This window comes from Persicobacter diffluens (genome assembly GCF_036244895.1).
In the GTDB taxonomy this organism is placed as follows: domain Bacteria; phylum Bacteroidota; class Bacteroidia; order Cytophagales; family Cyclobacteriaceae; genus Persicobacter; species Persicobacter diffluens.
In genome coordinates this window covers 306,485-329,029 of sequence record NZ_BQKE01000004.1, presented here as the reverse complement: position 1 = coordinate 329,029, position 22,545 = coordinate 306,485, and the positions used below count along the sequence as shown (strand labels likewise).

The following is a 22,545-nucleotide window of genomic DNA, read 5'->3' as shown; positions in this document are numbered from 1 at the left end:
CTGTAAACGTTAGTCTATATTGTTAATTAAAAAGACTCAAAAGTTATTCACCAAAAAATGGAGGTACCCCCGTACTGTTACTGCCAAAGGTAACCATTTATTGATTAAGGTTATACAAAAAAATAAAGCAAAAGCCGTATTTTTTCGTCAGACAGCGGCCTATTGCAGCCAGCCGTTCAAATTTGGAGTGTCCTGTTGCACCATTCTGCAATCATACAGACCACCCGCTATGCCATTGTTCAATGCCTGAAACTTCACTTTTACCGAATCTCCGATAATGATAGCAGGAGGAATGGCATAGAGTTCATAAAAATATTCGCCCGGCTTTTCCGCCTGCAAGGCTTTGGTATGGATAATTTGATCATTCACCAAAATCTGGAATTCGCGATTTCCGCTATCTCCTCCCCAGTACTGGCACATAAGGGCAAGTCCTTCGTTTTTTCCTGCGGTGGCCAGATCAAAACTGAACCATCCGCCATCTCGTGCATGTCGCCATTTGTTGGCCAGACCACCTGCTTCGGTTTGGTGTCCCTCAAAGTGATGGTCTCGCTCCGGCTGCATTTCTCCTAATCGAATCTGATCTATAGTGGCTTCTTCCATCGCGATTAATCGGGCGCGCTCGGCGGCTTTTTCAGTCTGATAACTATCCCATTCCGAATCGGATAAGATGGGATTGTAAATCGCATAATTTTCATCGTTCAGCGCGTAATAGGGGCTAAATGTCCAATCGGAACCGTTTTGTACTACTTCAAATGCAAGCGAGTCCGCGGCTTTCCTTGAGAAAATACTGATATCATCTGCTGTACCCATTCTGAAAACAGGCAAGTCGAAGGAAGAAATTTCCTGCGTCCCAAAATTAGCCGCCAGCAGTGTCGGGCCATAAAATACCGCCTTCAAATTATCATCTCCTGCTAATGCTTCATAACGCAGTTCCATGGGGAAATAAAGTTGGACTTTATCGCCATTTTCCCAGGTTCTGGAAATTTCCAAAAAGCCGTCTTTATCTATGTGTTGTACAATTTTTTGTCCATTGATTTTCACCTCCGGTTGGGTGGGATACCAGGTTGGAATTCGGATTTTCATAGTAAAATCCTGACGAATAGCTGACGAATACTGGAGTTCTACCCCACCCTTTTCCGGGTAGGAAGTTAGCATTTTCAAGCGAGCATTTTTAGCCTCCCAGTGCAACTCACTGGCTATAAACAAATTCACATATAACGTTTCGGATCTATGATAATATATACCAGCTCCATATTTCATATGATTCTCTAAACCAGAACCTACACAACACCAAAAATCATTGTCCAAACTGGAAAAGTGTTTATGCTCCCCGGCCTTATGCGTCATATAATAACATACCATGCCGGTTTCTGAATTTTGGGAGGCCAGAATATGATTGTACAAAGCCCGCTCATAATAATCTCCTAAAGCAGCAGAGGGTTCCCACTGAAACATCATATCGGTCAACTTCAACATGTTGTAGGTATTACAAGTCTCAGAACTATAAGGAGAAAGCTGTCCTTTCAAAGTGCCCGCCGGACCAAAATGCTCATGATCACTATTCCCACCATTGGCATAAGAATGCTGGTGAACCACCGCATCCCAGAAGAAGGTGGCTCCTTTTTTATATTTTTCTTCACCAGTAATATCATATTGCTTGGCAAGGCCCAACACCTTTGGAATTTGTGTATTGGCATGAAGTCCCAATAACTGGTCGTGCTCCTGCATCATAGGCTCCAACACCCGGTGATGGTTGAATTTCAATGATAAATCTAAAAATCTTTCATCCTGAGTAATTTCGTAAAGGAAAGCCATTTCCTCATTCATCCCACCATACTCACAATCCAGCATTTTCTGAAAATCCTCTTCACTCAAATGCCCCACTGTATTATAGCACCAGTCCGCCAAACGCAACAAGACTGCTTTAGCTTGCTCATTGCCCGTATACTCATAGGCATGGCGCAAGCCGGCAAATAACTTATGCATGGTATACCAAGGCACCCATGCGCCATTCAGATCAAAACCTCCGGAATAAATATTTCCGGCTTTGATTTCTGAAAATAATTTATCCTGATCCGGAATTCCTCCCACATAGCCATCACCGTAAGCCTGTTGGCAAGCGGCCAACTCCGTCACAATATATTGGCTTCTCTTTAAGAATTCCTCTTCTCCGCTAGCGGCATAACCCATAGACAGCGCGGACAAATAATGCCCTAAAGTATGTCCGGAAATACCGCGACTTTCCCAGCCACCATAAACTTCTGCTTTAGGCGCTAAACCTGCATACAGCCGGAATCGATGCAGTAATCTATCTGGAGACAGTGCAAAAAGCCACTGCTGGTCTTTTTCGAAAGCATTTAAAAAAGGCGACTCCAAAAGCTGAACATCCTGCAATCCAAAGGCTTCAACACGCCCCTCTGACATAGCATCAAGCTCGGTAACGGGCTTATTACAAGAAAGGAGAGCCAAGAAAATTAAAGAAAAGGTAAAAATTCTCATGCGAAAAAAATAAATAGCTGGAAAGTAGATTTGCTTTCTATAATAAAAGAGACCACAGGTAGACAAATGCCCTCACCATATCAGAAAAAAAATTCAAAAAAAGTGGTGAATTATCAGGGCAATTTTAAACCAAGAATAGAAAACGTGCTTTTCTTTAACAAATAAGAAATTTGCACCCCTTTACGCTAAAATATTCAAACTACATCCACCTAATTTTTTCCATAATTTCAATTCTCCTTATTTCATTAACATCAGGAAAGAAACGTTTTTAAAAAAAATAAAAAACGATATAAAAAAAAGCCCTCAAAGATGGAGGGCTTTTTCTGAAATAGAAACTCGTTTCCTTGATACTAAGCTGAATTAGGCCTATTTAAAGCGCAGCTTCCTTTGCTTCTACCTTAAGCACAAATCCACCATAGGGCAAAACTTTGACCTGCTGTGCCGCTGAGCAATTTATCACTTCCTGCACAAAGCTGCGGTTATGCTCGCCATCGATAATAAGCTGTCCTTTTTCCGCTACCTCAAAAGGCAAACTAATGGACATGGTTTTCTCTTGATTTTCTCCATTTATGCCGGCAATGAACCAGTCATTTCCCTTTCTTCGGGCCAGGACCACCTCCAGCCCCGGTGTTCCACTGATATAGCGGGTTTCATCCCAAATCACCGGTACTTCCTGCATAAACGCCTTCACATAATCCGGCACAGCAGCCATGCCTTCGGGAATTTCCGCCCAATGCTGAATTCCGGACTGAAATAATACCGTAAGCGCCAGCTCGTAAGCGTTGGAGGTTTTTCTTTCGATGTCCGGAATTTCAGAGAATGCGGTGGGAGTGAAGTCCATCGGATCAAAAACATTTCGGGTAAAAGGAATAACGGTACAATGATCCATCACCAAATCCGCCCCTTCCTGATTAAAGGTGGTAAACTCCATTCCCTTGATCGCCTCTGCTGTCATTAAATGCGGGTAAGTGCGGTGCCAACCACGTGGGAGTGTACAACCGTGGAAGTTAACCAACAATTTAGCGGCGGCGGCATCCTCCAGAATATCGATATAATAATTGATGACCGACTGGCCGTCGCCCCCAAAAAAGTCCACCTTTACGCCTTTCACCCCAATAGCGGCAATTTCACTAAACACCGCTTTCCGCTGCTCCTGTGTTAGCAAGGCGCCTTTTGGCGTCATGTCGGTAGTGTTCCAGTCCCCGGAAGAATTATACCAAAGAAGAATCCCCACTCCCTTTTGGGCACCATATTCCACCAATTCTTTAATACGCTCCAGGCCTATTTGAGTATCCCAACCGGAATCAATCAGACAATATTCCCATTTCATTTCCGCAGCATAGTCAATGAATTGCTTCTGCACATCATAAACGGTATAATCATCTTTCAGCAAAACCCAGCTCCAGGAAGAACGGCCGGGCTTGATCCAGCTGACATCCTCTATGGTACTTTTGGCCGCCACGTCCGTCACCAAAGTACTTTCCACTATAGTGGCCAAATCACCAACTGCCATTACACGCCATGGGGTTTGGTAAGGAGTGGTAAAGACCGGAACAATGCCTCCACTGAAAATCTGCTCCTCCGGCTGGGGAAATGCCAATTGAAAATTATTAGCTTCCTGACTGTTGTTCAGTTTCGTAGCGCAATACCGGCGATCCAAAGCCGATTCGCTGATCAATACCCACTGATCATTGGTTTTAAAAAGGGCAGGATAAACCCAGCCCTGATGGTAAGGACTTAAGCCCTCTGCCTCTTGAAGGGAAACGTCCATCAGATAATTTTCTTCATAGGAAGGATTGGTATCCCCAAAGGAAGTTTTGGCTGTGGCGATTGGCTGTATCCAGGCCCGGGTATTGTCCCCAAAGCGGAAACTGGACAACTCATTTTCTACCCGAATTTCTTGCTCGGAAACATTGGGGAAATGATAAGCATAGGCCAAACCATCATTGGACAGTTGAAAAATCACTGCCATTGGCATTTCATTTTCGCTTTGCACCCTCACCTCCTGACGGTTCGCTGTATAACGGTAGTCCCTTTTCTTTCCCTGTACCAATTGGTACTGATCCTCCACCGGCATTACCGGCGTTGTTCCAAACCATTTCAGGTTTTGGGAGAAATCTCCGGCGCTGGTCACCAGCCCTAAGTCCGATGGCTTTAAAACCTCCACTCCATTGCGGTATAGTTGATATTTAAGGCTTCCATCGGCCTCCGCCAACCATACCTTCAGTTCCAATTCCCCATTAGGGCTTTGCATTTCTGTTATCCTCTCCCCCGAATCATGACCACAACTCCAGGCGAATATCGCCAGGACAAATAAATTAACGATCCTGTTCATTTTAAAAAAAATTAGATTTACATACTGTTAGGTGCTTTTTTGCCGTTGATGTTGCTCTTGATAGGCCTTGGGAGAAGCACCCATAAATTTGCGGAAACATCTGCTATAATACTTAGGGTCACTATAACCGACCATGGCCGCTACTGCGCTGACCATCATTTCGGGCTGCAACAGCAACTCACAAGATTTCCGAACCCGGATTTTATTCACAAAATCACTAGGCGTATTCCCGGAAATGGCCTTAATCTTTTTATACAATAAGCTTTTGCAAATGCCCATTTCCCGTGCAAAAAAGTCCTGGTTAAAGGTCTCCTGATCCAGATAAGTCAACACCACGTCCTCGGCCTTTTGTAAAAATTCCCGGTCCAGGTCCTGAGGTAAGTCTGCTTTAATTTCAACTACCTCCTTTTGCTGAAAAGTACGTTGCAGCCTTTCCCGCTGGGCAATAAGATTGCTCACCCGGGCCTGCAATAATTCCGGTACAAAGGGCTTGGTCACAAAATCGTCCACTCCAATTTTCATGGCTTCCAGCTGGGTAATATCGGAAGACTTGGCCGTGAGCAAAATCACCGGAATATGGCAGGTTTCAATCTTCTCTTTCAACTCACGCGCCATTTCAATCCCGTCTTTTACCGGCATCATAATGTCAGAGATGATCAGATCCGGCACAAAATTAATCGCTCGCTCTAATCCGGAGGCCCCATCAGCCGCCTCCAGCACCTGATATTCATCCGAGAGAATACCCACAATATATTTGCGAACTTCCGCATTATCTTCTACTACCAGCACCGTTTTTTGGCTTTTTGCCTGCTCAGCAAAAGGAACACTTGCTTCCGTAGTGGAATGGGATGTTGGCAATACGGGTAAGTGCTTTTTTACAAAAGAAAAGGCTTCCAAAACCGCTCCGCTGGCTGCTTTTTTAGGAAGTTCCACCACGAAAGAGGTGCCCTCGTGCTCACGGCTGTTTACATAGATTTCTCCCTGGTGCAGCTCTACAATTTTCTTGGATAGATTTAATCCAATGCCGGCTCCGTAACCTTTGCCCGTCTTCCTATTCCCATAATCCTTGGTGTAATAGCGGGTAAAAACATGTGGCAACTGCGTTGGGGCAATCCCCGGTCCATCATCGGAAAAGGTGAATTTAATACGGTCTTCTTCCTCCATCACCACCAATTCCACCTTCTTTTTTGCAAAACGAAAAGCATTGGAAAGCAGATTGTAGACCACTTTTTCGAAGTATCCCGGATCCAGCTGCACCTGATCCTGCTGCTTAAATCCGAAATACTCCACCTTGAAAGTCAATCCTTTCTCCCGGGTGAGGGCATGAAAACCTCCTACCAGGCTTTCCAGGTATTCCTTCAGGGAGAGTTGACTATAATGCAATTTAAATTTACCCTTTTCGAATTTTCGGAAATCCAGAATCTGATCCGTCAGATGGAGCAAATAATTACTATTTTTTTCTAATATGCCTATCCGCTCACTGATTTCCGGATGCTGGTGACTCCTTTTGGAAAGCTCCGCTATAGGCCCCAAAATAAGCGTCAGTGGTGTTCGAAATTCATGGGCAATGTCCATAAAGAAATCGATTTTACCTTCATGCACTTCTTTCAGATCATTATTCAGCTGGATGAGCTGATCACGCTGCTCCTCAATTTGTATTTTCTGTTTTTCAATATACTGGGTGCGCTCGGAAATGATTTTCTCCAGCTGTTTTCGTTTGTTTTTTTCCTGCTGCATCCGCACATAAAAATACAAATACACCAACAAGCCCACCAAAAACAGCATACTGATCCAAAACCAATAAGTCTGATAATAAGCCGGAAGAACCTGAATCACTAACTCCTTCGCCTCGCTGAATTGCTGGCCGCCCTCAATACCGGCCTCCACCCGCATGCGGTAAGTCCCGGGGGAAAGTTTGGTGTAAGTATAGGTTCGGCCGTCCGGATTGGCTTCATACCACTGATCATCGACGCCCTGTAACTGATAGCGAAAGACCGTCTTTTGAGGCCGGCTAAAATTCAGGCCGGTAAACTGGAGAAAGAAGGTATTTTCCTGCGGCTTGAGTTGCACCTCCTGCTCATACTGCAATCGCTTTTGGTGCATGGGGATGCTGTAGATGGAATCATTGTAAATGACCAGATCCGAAATGTAAAGAGGAAATTTATGATGATCCAGCTCTACCTGCTCAGTATCAAAAGTGACCAGTCCTTCCGTGGTACCAAAATAGATTTGCTGATCATGAAGATAGCAGGCATTCCAGTAAAACTGATTGGAAGGCAATCCGTCAGATTTATCCAAAAAATACTGGATCCCTGCATCAGGCATATAGGCATTCAGTCCATAGTCGGTGCCAATCCAGATCCGCCCCAAATGATCGCTTTGCATTAAGTAAATGGCATTGCTACTAAGCCCATTTTTATCATCCAGAATGATTTCCCACTCATTCAAAAGGCTCACCTTCCCTACTCCTTTATCGATGGTACCGAAGTAAATGCCATTGCCTTCTTTGGCCGTGACCAGCGAGGAAATATATTCGGAATTCACCTGAATGAGTTGCTGTTTATGACTATTCCAGCGAAACAAACCGCTGGTGGTGCCCACCCAAAGGTTATTCTGCGCATCTTCCATTACTATCCCGACATTTTTTATGGTAGCCGTCGGTGGGTAAATGCGAATTTGCCCTCCCTGTGAGGACGGCCGTTCCAGCTCAAAAATTCCCACCGGAGAGGATAAAAGAATCTTCCCATCCGCACAGCGATTCAGATAAGAAATATAAGGAGAAGCCTTTTCAAAACCGGCAATGGCCTTAAACCGGCCGCTTTTGGTATTGTAAATCCAGGCACCCAGTCCCCAGGTACCAATGAGGAAATCCCCATTCCCCAGGTTCAATAAGGAGGAAATAAAGTTACCTATAGGGGAATTTACCGCATCCAAAATAGCGATCAGGTGGTGATTCTGGGCGTTAAAAACATGTAAACCACCACCGGAAGTCCCCACTAATATATGATCACCATCCTCGCAAATCGCATTGACCAGCCCATTATTTAAACTTCCCGGACCCGCCTTTATCGTCTGAATAGCCGAAGGGCTCAGGTTGGCAAAATCTGCCCCGGCCTGATCAAAACCTATCCACAACATTTCGGAATCACTGATACATAAAGTACTGACAAAATCAGAGGCCAGCCGATTAGAACTTTGGCTCATTTGGGCGGTATTCGAAAAAGTCTGATGACTCACATCAAAATAAGAAAGGCCGCCCAGGGTCCCAATCCAAATATTTTGATTTTTATCAAACTTTAAATCTTTAACGATATTATGCGGCAGGCTATTGGGTTCCCCAATAACACTATACCAACGCTGCAATAATTTCCCCTCCTCATTTAGCAGATATAAACCATAAAGGGAGGAGATAAAAATTTGCCCCTGATCATTAGAAAGAATGGCGGTAATACTGGTTTCGGCAAAAATTTCAGAAGCCGGCGCCAGATGCTCAAAATTATTCCTCCCGACTTTTCTGACATAAGCCCCTGAAGTGGTGCCTACCCATAAATTGCCCTTATGATCGAGATTCAGGGCGGTAATTTCATTATTATTCAGGCCACTATTGTCCCGATGGAAGTGCTTAATGGAAGAAAGGCTACTGTTTCTAAGGAAACTAATCTGATAAAGCCCTTCATTGGTGCCCACCCATAGGCTTCGGGCATCTGCCCCTACACTGATGACATTTATTTGTCCTTTGATCTGGGGAATAATAGGTTCAATCTCGTGGGTAAGCTTATCCAGAATGTGAAGCCCTCCGGATCGCGTTCCCACATAGATCATATTATTCTCGGGATCTTCTTTCAGGCAATTAATAACATCATCCTTAAGGCCGGAATTTTGGGTACTAAAAGTTTTAATGCGCCGACTGTCAAACTGCGCAATGCCATTCCAGGTGGCCAGCCAAATATAGCCTTCCTGGTCCTCAATGATTTGGCGAACGGTATTACTGGGAAGACCAGATTCAATATTGAGGTGTTTAAAATTGTATTGTCCCCAGGCTTGGCTGAAGAGAAAAATAAACGTGAGCAGACAAAAAATATTCTTCATTATCATTCCGTAAAAAATGGCAGGCTACGATTGCAGCTGTTTAACTCCTAAGCGATGATCAATCCTAAAGAAAATGAAAAAATGAGCGGACTATCAAAGGCAGGTTAAAAAGCCCTCTTTCCACTGCCCCCATCAGCATTAAAATCCTTCACCAGCTTAAAAAATCTGTTTTGTAATTTAGAACAATTACAGATTACATCCTAAGAGGAAAGTCAGCATCTGAAGCCTCAAAGATCAAAAAATGGCGATTTTTGAATTAAATAAGCGGTTTTTGCCGGTCCCAACCTGAACCAGAACAAAAAATCAGCTTTATATACGGGGACATTGAAATAAAATGATGGGGAAACATCTTTGCCTAAACGGAAAAGAAACGAAACATTATGTTAAATATAAATATACCCTAAAGCGATCCTTTTTGATATTTCCCCCAAAAAAGTCCAATAATAGCGTTTTTAAAAGCCAAAATTCGCAGCGCAAATTTGAAGTATTGCAGAAGCGATAGCCGATTATTTGGAGCGCATTGTAGCGCTATTGTTAATCCATTATCCAAAATCGCTTCCACTAATTCCAATTTACAGCCCGGATGACGGGCTTTTAAACATACTCTAAGCCGAATTATTTAGCGCTAAATTCATTAACAAAGCGCAAATAATTTATTTTCAGTTCATTACCCCTTTGATTTATAATAGCTCAAATTCGGGCAAGCTTGCTTGCTCCTCATCTATCTGATTCGTTGGAAAAAACTCGAAATAGAAAATTATTCCTTCATTTTTTCCGCCTAACAGCTAAACGAGTATTTAGGCATGAAAAATCCGGACTAAAGGAAAGCGCCTTGCCGGCCGTGAAAGTACCGACAAAGCTAGCTTTTAAACTTAATATTCTTTTCTGATCTTATAGTAAAGATCATTGTTTCTCAATTCCTCTTTGAACTTACGGATGTTCGTGTTTTCATCTATTACCGCGATTTCGATATCGAACATTTCCGCGAAATCCTCCATATAGTCAGTACCAATAGCCTGGCTAAAGATGGTATGGTGAGCGCCACCTGCCAAAATCCAGGCCTGCAGACCATGTTCCATATTCGGTTTCGTTCTCCAGAAAGTACGCGCTACCGGAAGTTTTGGAAGATCAGCTGGTGCTTCCACCACTTCTACTTCATTGACCAAAAGACGGAAACGATCACCCAAAGTAATCAGGGAAGCATTGATTCCCTCCCCGGCAGGCGTATTGAACACCAAACGAGCCGGATCTTCCTTACCTCCTATACCCAATGGGTGCACTTCACAACGAGGCTTACCATCTGCAATAGAAGGACAAATTTCCAACATGTGTGAACCTAGTACCAATTCATTTCCTGGCTCAAAGTGGTAAGTATAATCTTCCATAAAAGACGTTCCGCCTTTAAGTCCTTGGGCCATCACTTTGGAAGCTCTTAGGAAAGCCATGGTTTTCCAGTCCCCTTCCCCACCAAAACCGTAACCGTCCGCCATCAAGCGCTGAGTGGCGATACCCGGCAACTGCTTCAATGCGCCCAGATCCTCAAAAGTATCCGTAAATCCTTTGAAATTTCCTTCCGTCAAGAAGTTACGTAAACCCACCTCTATCTGAGCGGCATCTACCAAAGACTGACGTTGCGCACCGCCGGCCATCAAATCTTCTTTCATGATATAAGAGGCCTCGTACTCTTCGATCAGGGCTTTTACATCACTATCAGAAGCGGCTTTTACATATTCCGCCACCTCGTTGATGCCATAAGTATTCACTTCAAAACCAAATTTGATTTCTGCAGATACTTTGTCACCATCCGTTACGGCAACATAACGCATATTGTCACCAATGCGGGCAAATCTCGCCCCCTGCAAATCGGCCTTGGCAGTCGCTACACGTGCCCAAACATCAATTTGCTTCATCACCGACGGGCTCTGCCAGTGACCTACCACCACTTTACGGTTCAGTCGCATACGGGTGTTGATAAAACCAAATTCACGGTCACCATGTGCCGACTGGTTCAGGTTCATGAAGTCCATATCAATTTCATTGAAAGGAATATCACGATTGTACTGCGTATGCAGGTGCAGCATTGGTTTATTCAGGGTTTTTAAACCCGAGATCCACATCTTTGCAGGAGAGAAAGTGTGCATCCAGGTGATGATCCCCACACATTTATCCGAAGCATTAGCAGCCTTACAGAAAGCATAGATTTCATCAGAGGTTTTTAGTACAGGCTTAAAAACGATTTTTGCGCCTATTTTGCCCGCTTCATTGAAACCGTTCACAATTTGCTCAGAATGATAAGCCACCTGGCGAAGGGTTTCTTCTCCATACAAATGCTGACTTCCTGTTGCGAACCAAATTTCTATATCTTGAATTTTCATGACGATTGTGTTAAAATTTTAAAAAATGTTAAGAAAAAGAAGGACTTAGAAAAACTCTCCCAATGCGTTGAAAGCGACATCGAGCCGGAGCAAAAATTCCCTCGGCTCCTGTCAGCAAAAGCCAATCGGAAAAGTCTCTTCTAAGGCCTTCTAAAAAATATGACCAAACTACTGTCCGTAGTAAGCATTTTTACCATGCTTTCTGTAGTAGTGTTTTTCTTTCAAAGTTTGTTTTAAAGTCGGTGTTTCCGGATTAATATTCAGCGTCAGCTGCGCCATATGGCCAACTGCCTCCAAAACGGCACTATTATAAACGGCTTTCTCGGCGCTTTTCCCCCAGGTAAATGGGCCATGGTTTTTCACCAAAGCCATCTCCACCTCTTCCGGATCCAGGCCTTCGGTCAGGAAGGTATCCACAATCAAGCGACCGGTTTCATGTTCATAATCTCCCTGGATGGCCGCATCAGACAATTCGGGTAAACAAGGAATGTCGGCCGTCAGGTGATCCGCATGCGTGGTGCCCATAATCGGAATATCTTTGCCTGCCTGCGCCCAGGCTACCGCATAGGTAGAATGCGTATGACAAACCCCTCCGATATGCGGAAAGTGCTTGTACAAATAAGCATGCGTTTTGGTATCGGAAGAAGGACGCATCGTTCCTTCCACCACATTATTGTCAAAGTCAACAATCACGATATCTTCCACCTTCAGCTTTTCATAAGGCACACCGCTAGGCTTAATGGCGAAAACCCCATTCTCCCGATCTACCGCACTCACATTACCAAAAGTAAAAATTACCAGTCCTAATTCAGGAAGCTGCATGTTGGCCTCATAGCACTCCTGCTTCAACGCTTGATACTTGCTCATTTTCAGTTTTTATGGAAGATTCTACAAATTGACCTAAGGCGTAATAACGCTCGTATTGCTGCTGATAAAATTCAACATTGGAAGGAATCGGCTGATAAACCTTATCAAAGCCGCTGGACATATGCTCCATCGCCTCCCCAACGGAAGCATAAACGCCACCCACGACTGCTGCATACATGGCCGCACCCAATGCCGGGGCCTGATGCGAAGTCACGACCTGAATGGGCTTATTCAGGATATCTGCAAGGGTTTGCATCACAAAACGGGACTTCTTGGCTACGCCTCCCATTCCCACAACCGCATTTACCGGTACGCCTTCGGACTCAAAACGGTCCACAATGGCTTTGGAACCAAAACAAATCGCCTCCACCATTGCCTTGAACAGGCGCGGCGCATCCGTTCCCATGCTCAATCCCTGAATCGCACCTTTCAGCAACTGGTTTGCATCCGGAGTACGGCGGCCGTTCACCCAGTCCAATGCCACCACTTGTCCATCTTCCACTGCCAATTTTTCTGCTGCTGCGGTCAAATTTGGGATAATCGCATCAATATCTGCTTCAGAGGCTCCGCTTTGACGCATAGGCCAGGCCAATACATTCTTGAACCAGGCCAATACATCCCCAAAACCGGATTGTCCGGCCTCAAGTCCCACCATTCCTGGTAGGATAGAACCATCTACCTGACCACAAATACCGCGTACACATTTATCCCCTACTTCCTCATAACTTCCCACTACCATATCACAGGTGGAAGTGCCCATTACCTTCACCAAAGTATTAGCGGTAATTGCGCCACCAACAGCTCCGGAGTGCGCATCAAAGGTGCCTACTCCAATTTTAACATCGGTAGAAAGTCCTAATTTCTCGGCCCACTCGGGACAAAGGCTACCGGCCACATCATCTGCTGTGTAGGTTGCTTCAAAAAGACGATCACGCAGCTCGGCCAATCTTACATCCAACTGGCTGAGGAAAGCTTTTTCAGGCAGCCCATTCCAGTCCGGATGCCACATGGCTTTATGTCCGGCCGCACAACGGCTTCTCTTAAAATCAGCCAAAGTACTCGCTCCGGTTAATACATAAGGAATCCAGTCACAGTGCTCCAACCAGGAGTGCGCTGCTTGAGCCACTTCCTGATCTTCACGAATTACGTGTAGAATTTTTGACCAAAACCACTCTGAGGAATAAGTTCCTCCTTCGTATTTTGTAAAGTCTACTCCACCCCAGGTTTTGGCCAAATGGTTAATCTCATCGGCTTCCTGCACCGCGGTATGATCTTTCCAAAGCAAAAACATCGCATTTGGATTTTCCTCAAAGCCAGGCACCAAGGCAAGAGGAATTCCCTGCTCATTCACCGCTACGGGAGTAGAACCGGTGGTATCTACGGAAATCGCCTCAACAGACTGAGGATCCACATTTGGCGCCTGCGCCAAAACTTCCTTTATGGTTTTTTCCAGCCCTTCCAGATAGTCTAGCGGATGCTGACGAAACTGGTTGGCGCTGGCATTACAATATTTACCTTCTTTCCAACGCTGGTAATAATGAACGGAAGTGGCTACTTCTTCGCCGTTGGAAGTGTCCACCAACAATGCTCTACATGAATCGGAACCGTAGTCCATTCCGATCACATACTTTTTTTGATTTGCGCTCATGCTGTGGTTATTAATGATTAAAAAATGAAAGAATGTTGGCTGCTACCTTCTCAGGGGTAAATCCGAATTTATCATCCAAGACCCCGGCAGGTGCAGAATATCCAAAATGGTCGAGTCCAAATACTTTTCCTTTATTGACCAATCCCTGTAGGGTTACCGGTAAGCCGGCTGTCAATCCAATTTTGAACATATCCGACGGTAAAACTTCTTCCTGATAAGCCTCGGACTGATCACGGAATAACCCTTCGGAAATCACCGATACAATGCGACATTTCACACGATCTCCCAGTAAATCCGAAGCCGCTACCAGTGTGCTTACCTCTGAGCCATTGGCAATAAGACATACATCCGCATTAGCCTCTTCCTTTACTACATAGGCCCCTTGCTGTACGCCGGCAGTCAATGCTTCCGCACGAACAGGTAAGTCCTTTATATTTTGTCTGGAAAGAATCAAACCTACCGGACGATCCGTAGTGGCAAGGGCCAATAACCAGGCCTGGGTAGTCTCCGCTGCATCTGCCGGTCTTAATGCCAGGAAGCTGCGCTGATCGTGGTGATTCTTCAAATGTTCCATCAAACGCAACTGCGCTTCCTGCTCAATGGGCTGGTGCGTCGGGCCATCCTCTCCAACACGGAAGGAATCATGCGTCCAGACGAATTTCACCGGCACCTGCATTAAAGCGGCCATACGGATGACTGGTTTCATATAGTCAGAGAAAACGAAGAAGGTGGCACATACTGGCACTACTCCTCCGTGCAAGCCCATTCCAACGGCAACAGCGGCCATGGTCAACTCTGCCACACCGGCCTGTAAAAACTGACCTGTAAAATCTCCTTTTTTGAAAGCGGTGGTCTGCTTTAAGAAGGCCTCGGTTTTATCCGAATCGGCCAAATCCGCAGAGGCCACAATCATATTTTCTATTTGCTCGCCCATGGCTTTAAACACCTGAGCGGAAGCCGCACGGGTCGCAATGTTATTTCCCTGTTGGATAGCTTGCTGGTCAAAGTCCACCTTACCGGAGAAGAATTGCTCCATTTTAGCCGCCAATTCCGGATTTTCCGTAGCCCAGGCTTTTTCTACCTCATAGCATTTTGCTGCTGCGGCCGCTTTTTGAACATTTACAGTCTCATAATAGGCTTTTACTTCCTCAAATACCTGAAAGGGATTTTCCGGATCGCCACCCAAACCGCTAATAGTATCTGCAAAAGAAGCCCCCGCATTGGTCAATGGCTGTCCGTGAGTAGAACATTTACCTTCATAGCTACCACCATCAGCGTCCACAGCTCCTTTACCCATAATCGTTTTACCAATTATTAAAGTAGGGCGGTAAGTTTCCGCATTAGCGGTGGTAAGGGCCTGGCGGATTTGATCTACATCATGACCGTCGATGGTTAAAACATTCCATCCCCATGCCTTGTACTTGGCCGCAGTATCTTCCATCGTCACTTCCGCTACGGTAGTGGAAAGCTGGATATCATTGGCATCATAGAACATGATCAGGTTGTGCAGCCCCAAAAATCCGGCAATACGACCTACCCCCTGGGAGATTTCTTCCTGAACCCCTCCATCAGAAATATACACATAGGTTTTGTGCGCCATCCACTCGCCAAAACGCGCTACCAAAAAGCGCTCAGCAATAGCGGCACCCAAACCGAAGGCATGTCCCTGCCCGAGTGGGCCGGAGGTATTCTCCACCATACGGGCAATCTCTACTTCCGGATGGCCGGAGGTAGGGCTCCCCCACTGTCTGAAATTGGAAAGCTCCTCCATGGAGTATTTTCCCAAAAGCCCCAATTGTGCATACAACATAGGAGACATATGTCCCGGATCCATAAAAAAGCGATCACGGTGTTTCCAGTGTGGATTGGCAGGATCAAAACGTAAAAATTCTGAGAATAGTACGTTGATATAATCAGCACCACCCATGGCACCACCAGGGTGTCCGGATTTGGCCTGTTCTACCATAGCGGCAGCCAATACGCGAATGTTATCGGCGCCTTTTGTTAAAATATCTTGATCAAATGAAGTTAATGCTTCAACACTCATCTTTGAAAAATTTTCAGATGCTTAAAATAAAAATGGAGCGCATGCTAAGCGGATCATTTCTCCCACTCCTACGGAGAAGAAATTAGAGGTTGGCCAGAAAGCGGCAATGTCGTATCCAATGACTTATTGTCGCCTATTGATAAGCTTCCGGCCTTTCTTACTTCCACTCAAAAATAAAAATGACCATTAGCACACGCTTCCCCCCTGTTTTTCCTAGCCCTGGGCTGCTGCTAATTGAGCTTCTTCCGCCTTGGCGTGATCCTGAAGGAATTTCTCCAATCCGGAATCCGTTAAAGGATGATTTTTCAAGGCAGTATACACGGATAATGGACTAGTAGCTACATCGGCACCAATCTTTGCGCAATCCAACAAATGGGTCATATTGCGAATAGAAGCACAAAGAATCTCAGTACCATATTCGTAATTGTCAAAAATGGTCTTGATCTCCTTGATCAGTGCTGTACCCGTAGAACCGATATCGTCCAGACGACCCAAAAATGGAGAAACATAAGTTGCTCCCGCTTTAGCAGCCAACAAAGCTTGGCCTGCAGAGAAAATCAACGTACAGTTGGTACGGATTCCTTTGCTGGATAAGTATTTGATCAATTTAACCCCATCGGCAATCATGGGCACTTTCACCACGATTTTCGGATCAATCGCAGCCAAAGCTTCTGCCTCTATTACCATTTCGTCATAGTTGGTGGAAATCACCTCTGCACTCACTTTATCCTCAACTATATCACAAATCGCTTTATAGTGGGCTTTTACTTCCTCCTCTCCTGCAATGCCTTCTTTGGCCATCAAACTAGGGTTAGTGGTCACCCCATCAAGGATGCCCATATCCTGTGCCTGTTGAATCTCTGAAAGATTTGCGGTATCAATAAAAAATTTCATGATGCTAAAAATATCAGGTTAAATAATTATGATTTCTTATATAATTTCAGCGCCCTTTTTCCCCCAAACCGCTAGCCCTTTGCTATTAAGTCCGGTGAAAATAATGGTCGGCTGATTGTTCTCCCAGTCCCATGCCCGGTCAACGATTAACTCCAGGCTTTCCTCCCCCAATTTCATGATCAGGCGGTCGCCATTGAGTTGCCATTGGCCGCCTTCTTGCAGCTGGTGATTAGCCGACAGGGTGATTTTCGTACTGGTATGAATTTCTTCCTCACGAAGATTTCCCTCTCCCCAAAGGACCTGTCCCTGCCAAAGCGCTCGTCCGGAATCTTCTTTGTCCATACAGATCAATTCCCAGCTTCCCACAACTTCAGATTCTACTACCGGAGTCTCATCAGATCCTGCGTAACGTTCCGGGGACACGACAGGCCAGCCATCTGAAGTCCAGTAAATTTTACGACAATGCAATACCATTTGCATATTATCAGGCTGAAGGCGGCCCTGGTGCATCAGGTAAAAACCATCCTCACCTCTGGTAACGCCACAGTGGGCGGTACCCGCCCAGCCCGGGTGATTATCAAAACGATAGGCTCCGGTTAGTCTCGGATAATTATTTTCCGCTTCTGCCATATCATTTCCAAAAAAGTCCAGATAGGGACCGTCAGGATATTTGGACCTTCCTACACGGATGTTGTAAGTCACCATTAAAGGCTCGTAAGACACAAATAGGTAATAGTATTGCGTTTCCGGATTGTACATAACTTCCGGCGCTTCAATAATGCGGTCCTTCCCTTGTGCTCGGCGGGCCACACATTTACCCTGATCCCCTTCCACAAAAGCTAAACCATTTTCAGGCTGCAATTCCATGCAATACAGTCCATCGAAATAGGAGCCATATATCATATATTGTTGACCAGTAGTATAATTCGTAGAAATGGTTGGGTCGATCGCATTCATTTTGCTTTCAAGAGTGGTTTTTACCACACACCCTTTATCAACCCAACCCGAGGCAGGATCTGAACTCACTGCCATGCCAATGTAAGAGGAGTTTTTTCCAAAGGCACTAACGGAATAATATAATCTCAACTCATCATTATATTCAATAATATAAGGGGCCCACATATTCTCGGCGCCCTCACCCCCGGTCTGCGCGTGAATATGCTGTACTGCAGCTGCTGGAATTTGTTCAAAAACCCAGCCCACATATTCCCACTGTACCAAGTCTTTAGAACGGCGGATTTGTATATAGCCTTCCGGAACCAATGCACCGTTGGCATCTCTTACTTTCTCTCCCTGCTTGCGCTGGCCATCCTGATAGTAGGCGTCGGTAGTATACATATAGTACCAATCGCCAATTTTCAGACAGGAAGGATCGTGTACATTATAAACGCCCCAGGCCTTATAATTGGCAAGGCTCGCCAATGCCTCATAATTGTCGCTGATTTCGGGATTCGGAATACCTCCCCCATCCTTTTTCGCTTGTTTCGGTTTATGGCATCCAAAAAGTGCCAACACTAATAGAATAAAATATCCCGATCTCATAAATTTAATCGCTATAGGATAATGAAAAAAAAATGTCCTTTTTAAGACGATTTAAAGGTCAAGGATAAAAATGGAAATAGAGTGGACTAAGTTTTATTTGACGTGGATTATTTTCCAAATACACAATAATCCACCTTGTAAGGAATAGTCTACCTGCTCAATTAGCATAAATAATCTATTTTTTCTCCGTCCACCTGAACTCAAATAACAGCCCCTATCCCCTTATTCTCCAGTAAATTAACCACTCCTCTTAGGTGGAGTACTCCTGAAATAATTTATAATCCACCTGAAATACAAAATATTCTACCCCCCTCCGCAGCTTTTTCTTGAATTTCAACAAAGCAGAACGCTAGATTTTTTACTCTTCAATAAAGAGAAAGACTTTTTAAAATCACATTATGAAAAATCTGAACCCTTATTATAGGCGTGCCGGCAAACTACTTTCCGGCATTACAATGATCCTTACGCTGACAGTAATCCATACTGGCTGCCAACAAAAACAACAAAGTCAAACAGCTGAAGGAACAGCGACTGTTAGCCAGGAAGAATGGGGACAATTACCCAGTGGTGAAGCTATTATTAAATACCGCCTGGAAAGTACCGCTGGAATAGCGGTGGAGATCATGAACTATGGAGGGATCATTACCCGCCTGGAGACTCCTGATAAAGATGGAAAGATAGAAAACATCGTTTTAGGCTTTGATCGATTCGAAGACTACCTGCAGGAGGTACCGTTTTTTGGAGCGCTAATCGGAAGGTATGGGAATAGAATCGGAGAGGGGAAGTTTTCGCTTAACGGTAAGGATTATCAATTAACCACCAACGACCATGGTAATCATCTCCATGGAGGTTTTAAAGGATTTGATAAAGTCATCTGGGAAACTAAGGCCACCGCAGATCAACAAAATGCCATCCTGGATTTACACTATTTAAGTAAAGATGGACAAGAGGGGTATCCGGGGAACGCGAACATTCATGTCCGGTATATTTTGAAAGGTCAGCAGCTAGCGATCCAGTACGAGGCAACAGTAGATCAGCCCTGCCCGATTAACCTTACCAACCACGCGTATTTTAACCTCGAAGGTTCCGGAGATATTTTGGGGCATGAACTTACCCTTTATGCTTCGCATTACACGCCGGTGAATGATTTACTGATCCCAACCGGTGAAATTGCAACCGTAAAGGAAACCGCCTTCGATTTTCAACAAGCACAAGCCATTGGCGCTCGCATTCAGGATATAAACGGTGGATATGACCACAATTATGTTCTAAATGGGGAGGCCCATAACATGAAACATGCCGCCAGCCTATTGGCGCCCAACAGCCGCAGACTGATGCATATTTACACGGAAGAACCGGGCATTCAATTCTACTCCGGAAATTTTCTGGATGGAAGCCTGAAAAATAACCAAAATATTTTCCACCAATACAGTGGGCTGTGCCTGGAAACCCAACATTTCCCGGACTCCCCAAATCACGAAAATTTCCCAAACACTATCGTAAATCCGGGGGAAACCTATCGTACACAAACGATACTAGAATTTGGAATTGACAACAACGAAATTCTTTAGTTTTATATTTTTTTAAATACTTTTTTTGTATGAAGAAGATTAATTTATTATTCATTGCTTTACTGTTTCCGCTTTTTGCATCGCAGGCTCAAAACCGCATGATTTTGCATGTAGATGAGGCGGAAGAGACCATTAATCGGGAGATTTACGGCCACTTCGCCGAGCACCTGGGACGTTGTATTTACGATGGACTATATGTAGGAGAAGACAGTGAGATTGAAAACATAAAGGGATATCGTAAAGATATTATTGAGGCATTAAAAGAAATGCAGATTCCTTTATTACGTTGGCCAGGTGGTTGTTTTGCCGACACCTACCATTGGAAAGATGGTATTGGGCCAAGAGCGAGTCGTCCTTCTATCGTCAATATCCACTGGGGAGGTGTAACAGAGGACAACAGTTTTGGTACACATGAATTCTTAGAATTTTGTGAATTAATTAATGCGGAACCATATGTCAATCTAAACGTTGGATCAGGTACCGTACAGGAAGCTTCTGAGTGGGTAGAATACATCACTTCCAGCAACCAAAGCCCAATGACGGATTTGCGTAAGCAAAATGGCAGAAATGAGCCCTGGAAAGTAAAATACTTCGGTATTGGAAATGAAAACTGGGGATGTGGTGGCAATATGACGCCGGAGTACTATGCCGATCTTTACCGTCGATTTGCCTCTTATTGTGGTGGAGCAGAATTCAAAATTGCCGGTGGTCCGAATGTTGATGACTACAACTGGACGGAAGTGATGATGCGTAAATTGCAAAACCATATGTTCCTGATGCAAGGCCTTTCTTTGCACTACTATACCATCCCTCAGGACTGGCCTCCACGCTTTTCTGCAACTGATTTCGACAAGGCAGACTGGCAGGAGACGATGTTCCAGGTACACCGCATGGAAGAATTGATCGAAAAGCATTCTACCATCATGGACAAATACGATCCTGACAAAAACGTAGGATTGATGGTCGACGAATGGGGAACCTGGTTTGCACCTATGGAGGGTACTAATCCTGGCTTCTTGCATCAGCAAAACACGCTTCGCGACGCATTGGTGGCAGGTATTGGGCTCAATATCTTCAATAACCATGCGGACCGCGTAAAAATGGCAAACATTGCGCAAATGGTGAACGTGCTTCAGGCGGTTATTTTGACTAAAGGACAGGAATTGGTACTAACGCCAACCTACCACGTCTTCAAAATGTATGCTGCTCACCAGGATGCCAAACTGGTTCCTTTCCACCTGTCTGCAGAAGATTATACCATTAACAACCAAACGCTTCCTTCCATTTCCACTTCTGCGAGTGTGAAAGACGGCGTGTTGAATGTTACCATGTGTAACTCGAACCCTGATAAGGATATTGAAATTGAATATGACGTGAGAGGCGCTAGTTTTAGTCAGGCAAAAGGAGAAATTCTTACGGCAAAAAGCATTACGGACTACAATGACTTTGGTGGGAAAAATACCGTTTACACCACTGACTTTAAAGTAAATAAGCCTAAAAATGGCAAAGTAAAAATTAAGATCCCTGCGAAATCTGTTGTTTTAGTACAATTGAGCAACTCAAAGGGAGCCTAAAAATAGTGAGTTTCTCCAACGTCAAAATTAAGGTCAAAAGAGATCGATATTTAAGGTAAAGATACATACCGTAACTCTTTCATTAAGTTCTCTCAAAACCTAATATATCAATTTATTGGCGAAGGAATCATCACAAAGTAAAAAAAAAGGACTGGACCGGGGGATCATTGCCCCCGGCATCCAGTACGCTAATAAGTAAGCATAAAAAAGAAATTTTTATACGACCATAAAATTACTTTTGCCAACCATTTTTTAAAAATATTCATTAATAGTATCCAAATCATAAGTAGCCAAAACTTTTGGATCGCATATTTTTTTTAAATCAAACAGCCATGCAAGCCAAACAAAATCATCACTTAAGCTATATGACCACTCCAAAACATAAGGATATTTACGATAGTGAAATCGAACTGTGGCTATTATACAGATCAGGTGATAAAAATGCCCTGGCTACTCTTTATTCCTCATATTTTGATGTATTATATCAATATGGAAAAAAAATATCATCGGATAAGGAATTAGTAATGGATACCATACAGGATCTTTTCAATACACTTATCCAGAAAAGAGAGCAGGTATGTGTACCTACATCCGTAAAGGCATATCTCATTACCTCATTCAAAAGAAAGTTAATACGAAGTAAAAGCAAGATCCACAATACGCAATCGTTAGAAGATAAAAATATATTTGTGGAAAAAATCATTAACACCAAATTCCTACAGGAAGAAAGTATAGAATTGTACTTCCCATACGAAAATATGATCAAGAATGCCTGCGAAGGCCTTACCCAAAATCAACAGAAAGCTATACAACTCTACTTTTTTGAGAACAAATCTTATCAGGAAATCGCACAGCTTATGCAGATGCAAAATGTGAAATCTGCGAGAACGATTGTATATCGGGCACTTAAGAACCTCAATCAGCGCCTTAAGCCCTTTGAAGAATTCATCATTTAAGCTCAAAGCCAATTAGTAATCAGCCATAAAACCATTTACCACTACCACAGAACTAAGGGGTTTTATTTGACTGTATTGCTTATATAATGAAGCTATAAAAATTAAATTTATTTTATACATCACAGTAATACTAACAACATAAACATAT

Annotated in this window: 12 protein-coding genes; 3 read left to right on the top strand and 9 right to left on the bottom strand. The window is 44.1% G+C overall.

The features are described 5' to 3' along the window. Window positions 1-159: 159 nt before the first annotated feature. From AAA970_RS23295 to AAA970_RS23255, 9 genes are all read right to left on the bottom strand, one after another. Window positions 160-2,499 carry a beta-L-arabinofuranosidase domain-containing protein gene (locus tag AAA970_RS23295; RefSeq protein WP_338239295.1) on the bottom strand — a complete coding sequence of 780 codons (2,340 nt, stop codon included), beginning with the start codon at window positions 2,497-2,499 and terminating at the stop codon, window positions 160-162. Window positions 2,500-2,869: 370 nt separating this feature from the next. Continuing rightward, window positions 2,870-4,834, bottom strand: coding sequence for a glycoside hydrolase family 97 protein (locus AAA970_RS23290; protein ID WP_338239294.1), 1,965 nt, complete (start codon window positions 4,832-4,834; stop codon window positions 2,870-2,872). Window positions 4,835-4,861: 27 nt separating this feature from the next. Further along, a complete protein-coding gene (locus AAA970_RS23285) occupies window positions 4,862-8,923 on the bottom strand; it encodes a hybrid sensor histidine kinase/response regulator transcription factor (RefSeq protein ID WP_338239293.1) in 4,062 nt (1,353 codons plus the stop codon). An 872-nt stretch (window positions 8,924-9,795) separates the two neighbouring features. After that, complete coding sequence (gene araA, locus AAA970_RS23280) at window positions 9,796-11,298, bottom strand: L-arabinose isomerase (RefSeq protein ID WP_338239292.1); 1,503 nt, start codon at window positions 11,296-11,298, stop codon at window positions 9,796-9,798. Window positions 11,299-11,466: 168 nt separating this feature from the next. After that, window positions 11,467-12,165 carry an L-ribulose-5-phosphate 4-epimerase gene (locus AAA970_RS23275; protein ID WP_338239291.1) on the bottom strand — a complete coding sequence of 233 codons (699 nt, stop codon included), beginning with the start codon at window positions 12,163-12,165 and terminating at the stop codon, window positions 11,467-11,469. After that, entirely contained in the window at window positions 12,128-13,813 is a 1,686-nt protein-coding gene (locus AAA970_RS23270; RefSeq protein ID WP_338239290.1) for a ribulokinase, read from the bottom strand. Before AAA970_RS23270 ends, AAA970_RS23275 begins: the two co-directional genes overlap by 38 nt. Before the next feature lie 10 nt (window positions 13,814-13,823). Continuing rightward, on the bottom strand, window positions 13,824-15,860 hold the full coding sequence (locus tag AAA970_RS23265) for a transketolase family protein (protein WP_338239288.1): 2,037 nt from the start codon (window positions 15,858-15,860) through the stop codon (window positions 13,824-13,826). Between the two features lie 213 nt (window positions 15,861-16,073). Continuing rightward, a complete protein-coding gene (fsa, locus tag AAA970_RS23260) occupies window positions 16,074-16,754 on the bottom strand; it encodes a fructose-6-phosphate aldolase (protein ID WP_338239287.1) in 681 nt (226 codons plus the stop codon). Window positions 16,755-16,790: 36 nt separating this feature from the next. Next, the gene (locus AAA970_RS23255; RefSeq protein ID WP_338239285.1) at window positions 16,791-18,296 is read right to left on the bottom strand and encodes an arabinan endo-1,5-alpha-L-arabinosidase; all 1,506 of its coding nucleotides are present in this window, start codon (window positions 18,294-18,296) and stop codon (window positions 16,791-16,793) included. A gap of 398 nt (window positions 18,297-18,694) precedes the next feature. Here AAA970_RS23255 and AAA970_RS23250 point away from each other — a divergent pair, with 398 nt between their 5' ends. The 3 genes from AAA970_RS23250 to AAA970_RS23240 all read left to right on the top strand — a co-directional run bounded on the left by AAA970_RS23250 (window position 18,695) and on the right by AAA970_RS23240 (window position 22,397). Continuing rightward, window positions 18,695-19,867 carry an aldose epimerase family protein gene (locus tag AAA970_RS23250; RefSeq protein WP_338239284.1) on the top strand — a complete coding sequence of 391 codons (1,173 nt, stop codon included), beginning with the start codon at window positions 18,695-18,697 and terminating at the stop codon, window positions 19,865-19,867. Window positions 19,868-19,896: 29 nt separating this feature from the next. Next, window positions 19,897-21,441: an alpha-N-arabinofuranosidase gene (locus tag AAA970_RS23245; RefSeq protein WP_338239283.1), complete on the top strand. Its 1,545-nt coding sequence runs from the start codon at window positions 19,897-19,899 to the stop codon at window positions 21,439-21,441. A 332-nt stretch (window positions 21,442-21,773) separates the two neighbouring features. After that, complete coding sequence (locus AAA970_RS23240; protein ID WP_338239282.1) at window positions 21,774-22,397, top strand: RNA polymerase sigma factor; 624 nt, start codon at window positions 21,774-21,776, stop codon at window positions 22,395-22,397. Window positions 22,398-22,545 lie beyond the last annotated feature (148 nt).

What these genes read in the sequence shown, in the direction of transcription:
- AAA970_RS23295 (WP_338239295.1), bottom strand. Translation starts at nt 2,499, where the DNA reads ATGAGAATTTTTACCTTTTCTTTAATTTTCTTGGCTCTCCTTTCTTGT.
- AAA970_RS23290 (WP_338239294.1), bottom strand. Translation starts at nt 4,834, where the DNA reads ATGAACAGGATCGTTAATTTATTTGTCCTGGCGATATTCGCCTGGAGT.
- AAA970_RS23285 (WP_338239293.1), bottom strand. Translation starts at nt 8,923, where the DNA reads ATGAAGAATATTTTTTGTCTGCTCACGTTTATTTTTCTCTTCAGCCAA.
- araA (WP_338239292.1), bottom strand. Translation starts at nt 11,298, where the DNA reads ATGAAAATTCAAGATATAGAAATTTGGTTCGCAACAGGAAGTCAGCAT.
- AAA970_RS23275 (WP_338239291.1), bottom strand. Translation starts at nt 12,165, where the DNA reads ATGAGCAAGTATCAAGCGTTGAAGCAGGAGTGCTATGAGGCCAACATG.
- AAA970_RS23270 (WP_338239290.1), bottom strand. Translation starts at nt 13,813, where the DNA reads ATGAGCGCAAATCAAAAAAAGTATGTGATCGGAATGGACTACGGTTCC.
- AAA970_RS23265 (WP_338239288.1), bottom strand. Translation starts at nt 15,860, where the DNA reads ATGAGTGTTGAAGCATTAACTTCATTTGATCAAGATATTTTAACAAAA.
- fsa (WP_338239287.1), bottom strand. Translation starts at nt 16,754, where the DNA reads ATGAAATTTTTTATTGATACCGCAAATCTTTCAGAGATTCAACAGGCA.
- AAA970_RS23255 (WP_338239285.1), bottom strand. Translation starts at nt 18,296, where the DNA reads ATGAGATCGGGATATTTTATTCTATTAGTGTTGGCACTTTTTGGATGC.
- AAA970_RS23250 (WP_338239284.1), top strand. Translation starts at nt 18,695, where the DNA reads ATGAAAAATCTGAACCCTTATTATAGGCGTGCCGGCAAACTACTTTCC.
- AAA970_RS23245 (WP_338239283.1), top strand. Translation starts at nt 19,897, where the DNA reads ATGAAGAAGATTAATTTATTATTCATTGCTTTACTGTTTCCGCTTTTT.
- AAA970_RS23240 (WP_338239282.1), top strand. Translation starts at nt 21,774, where the DNA reads ATGCAAGCCAAACAAAATCATCACTTAAGCTATATGACCACTCCAAAA.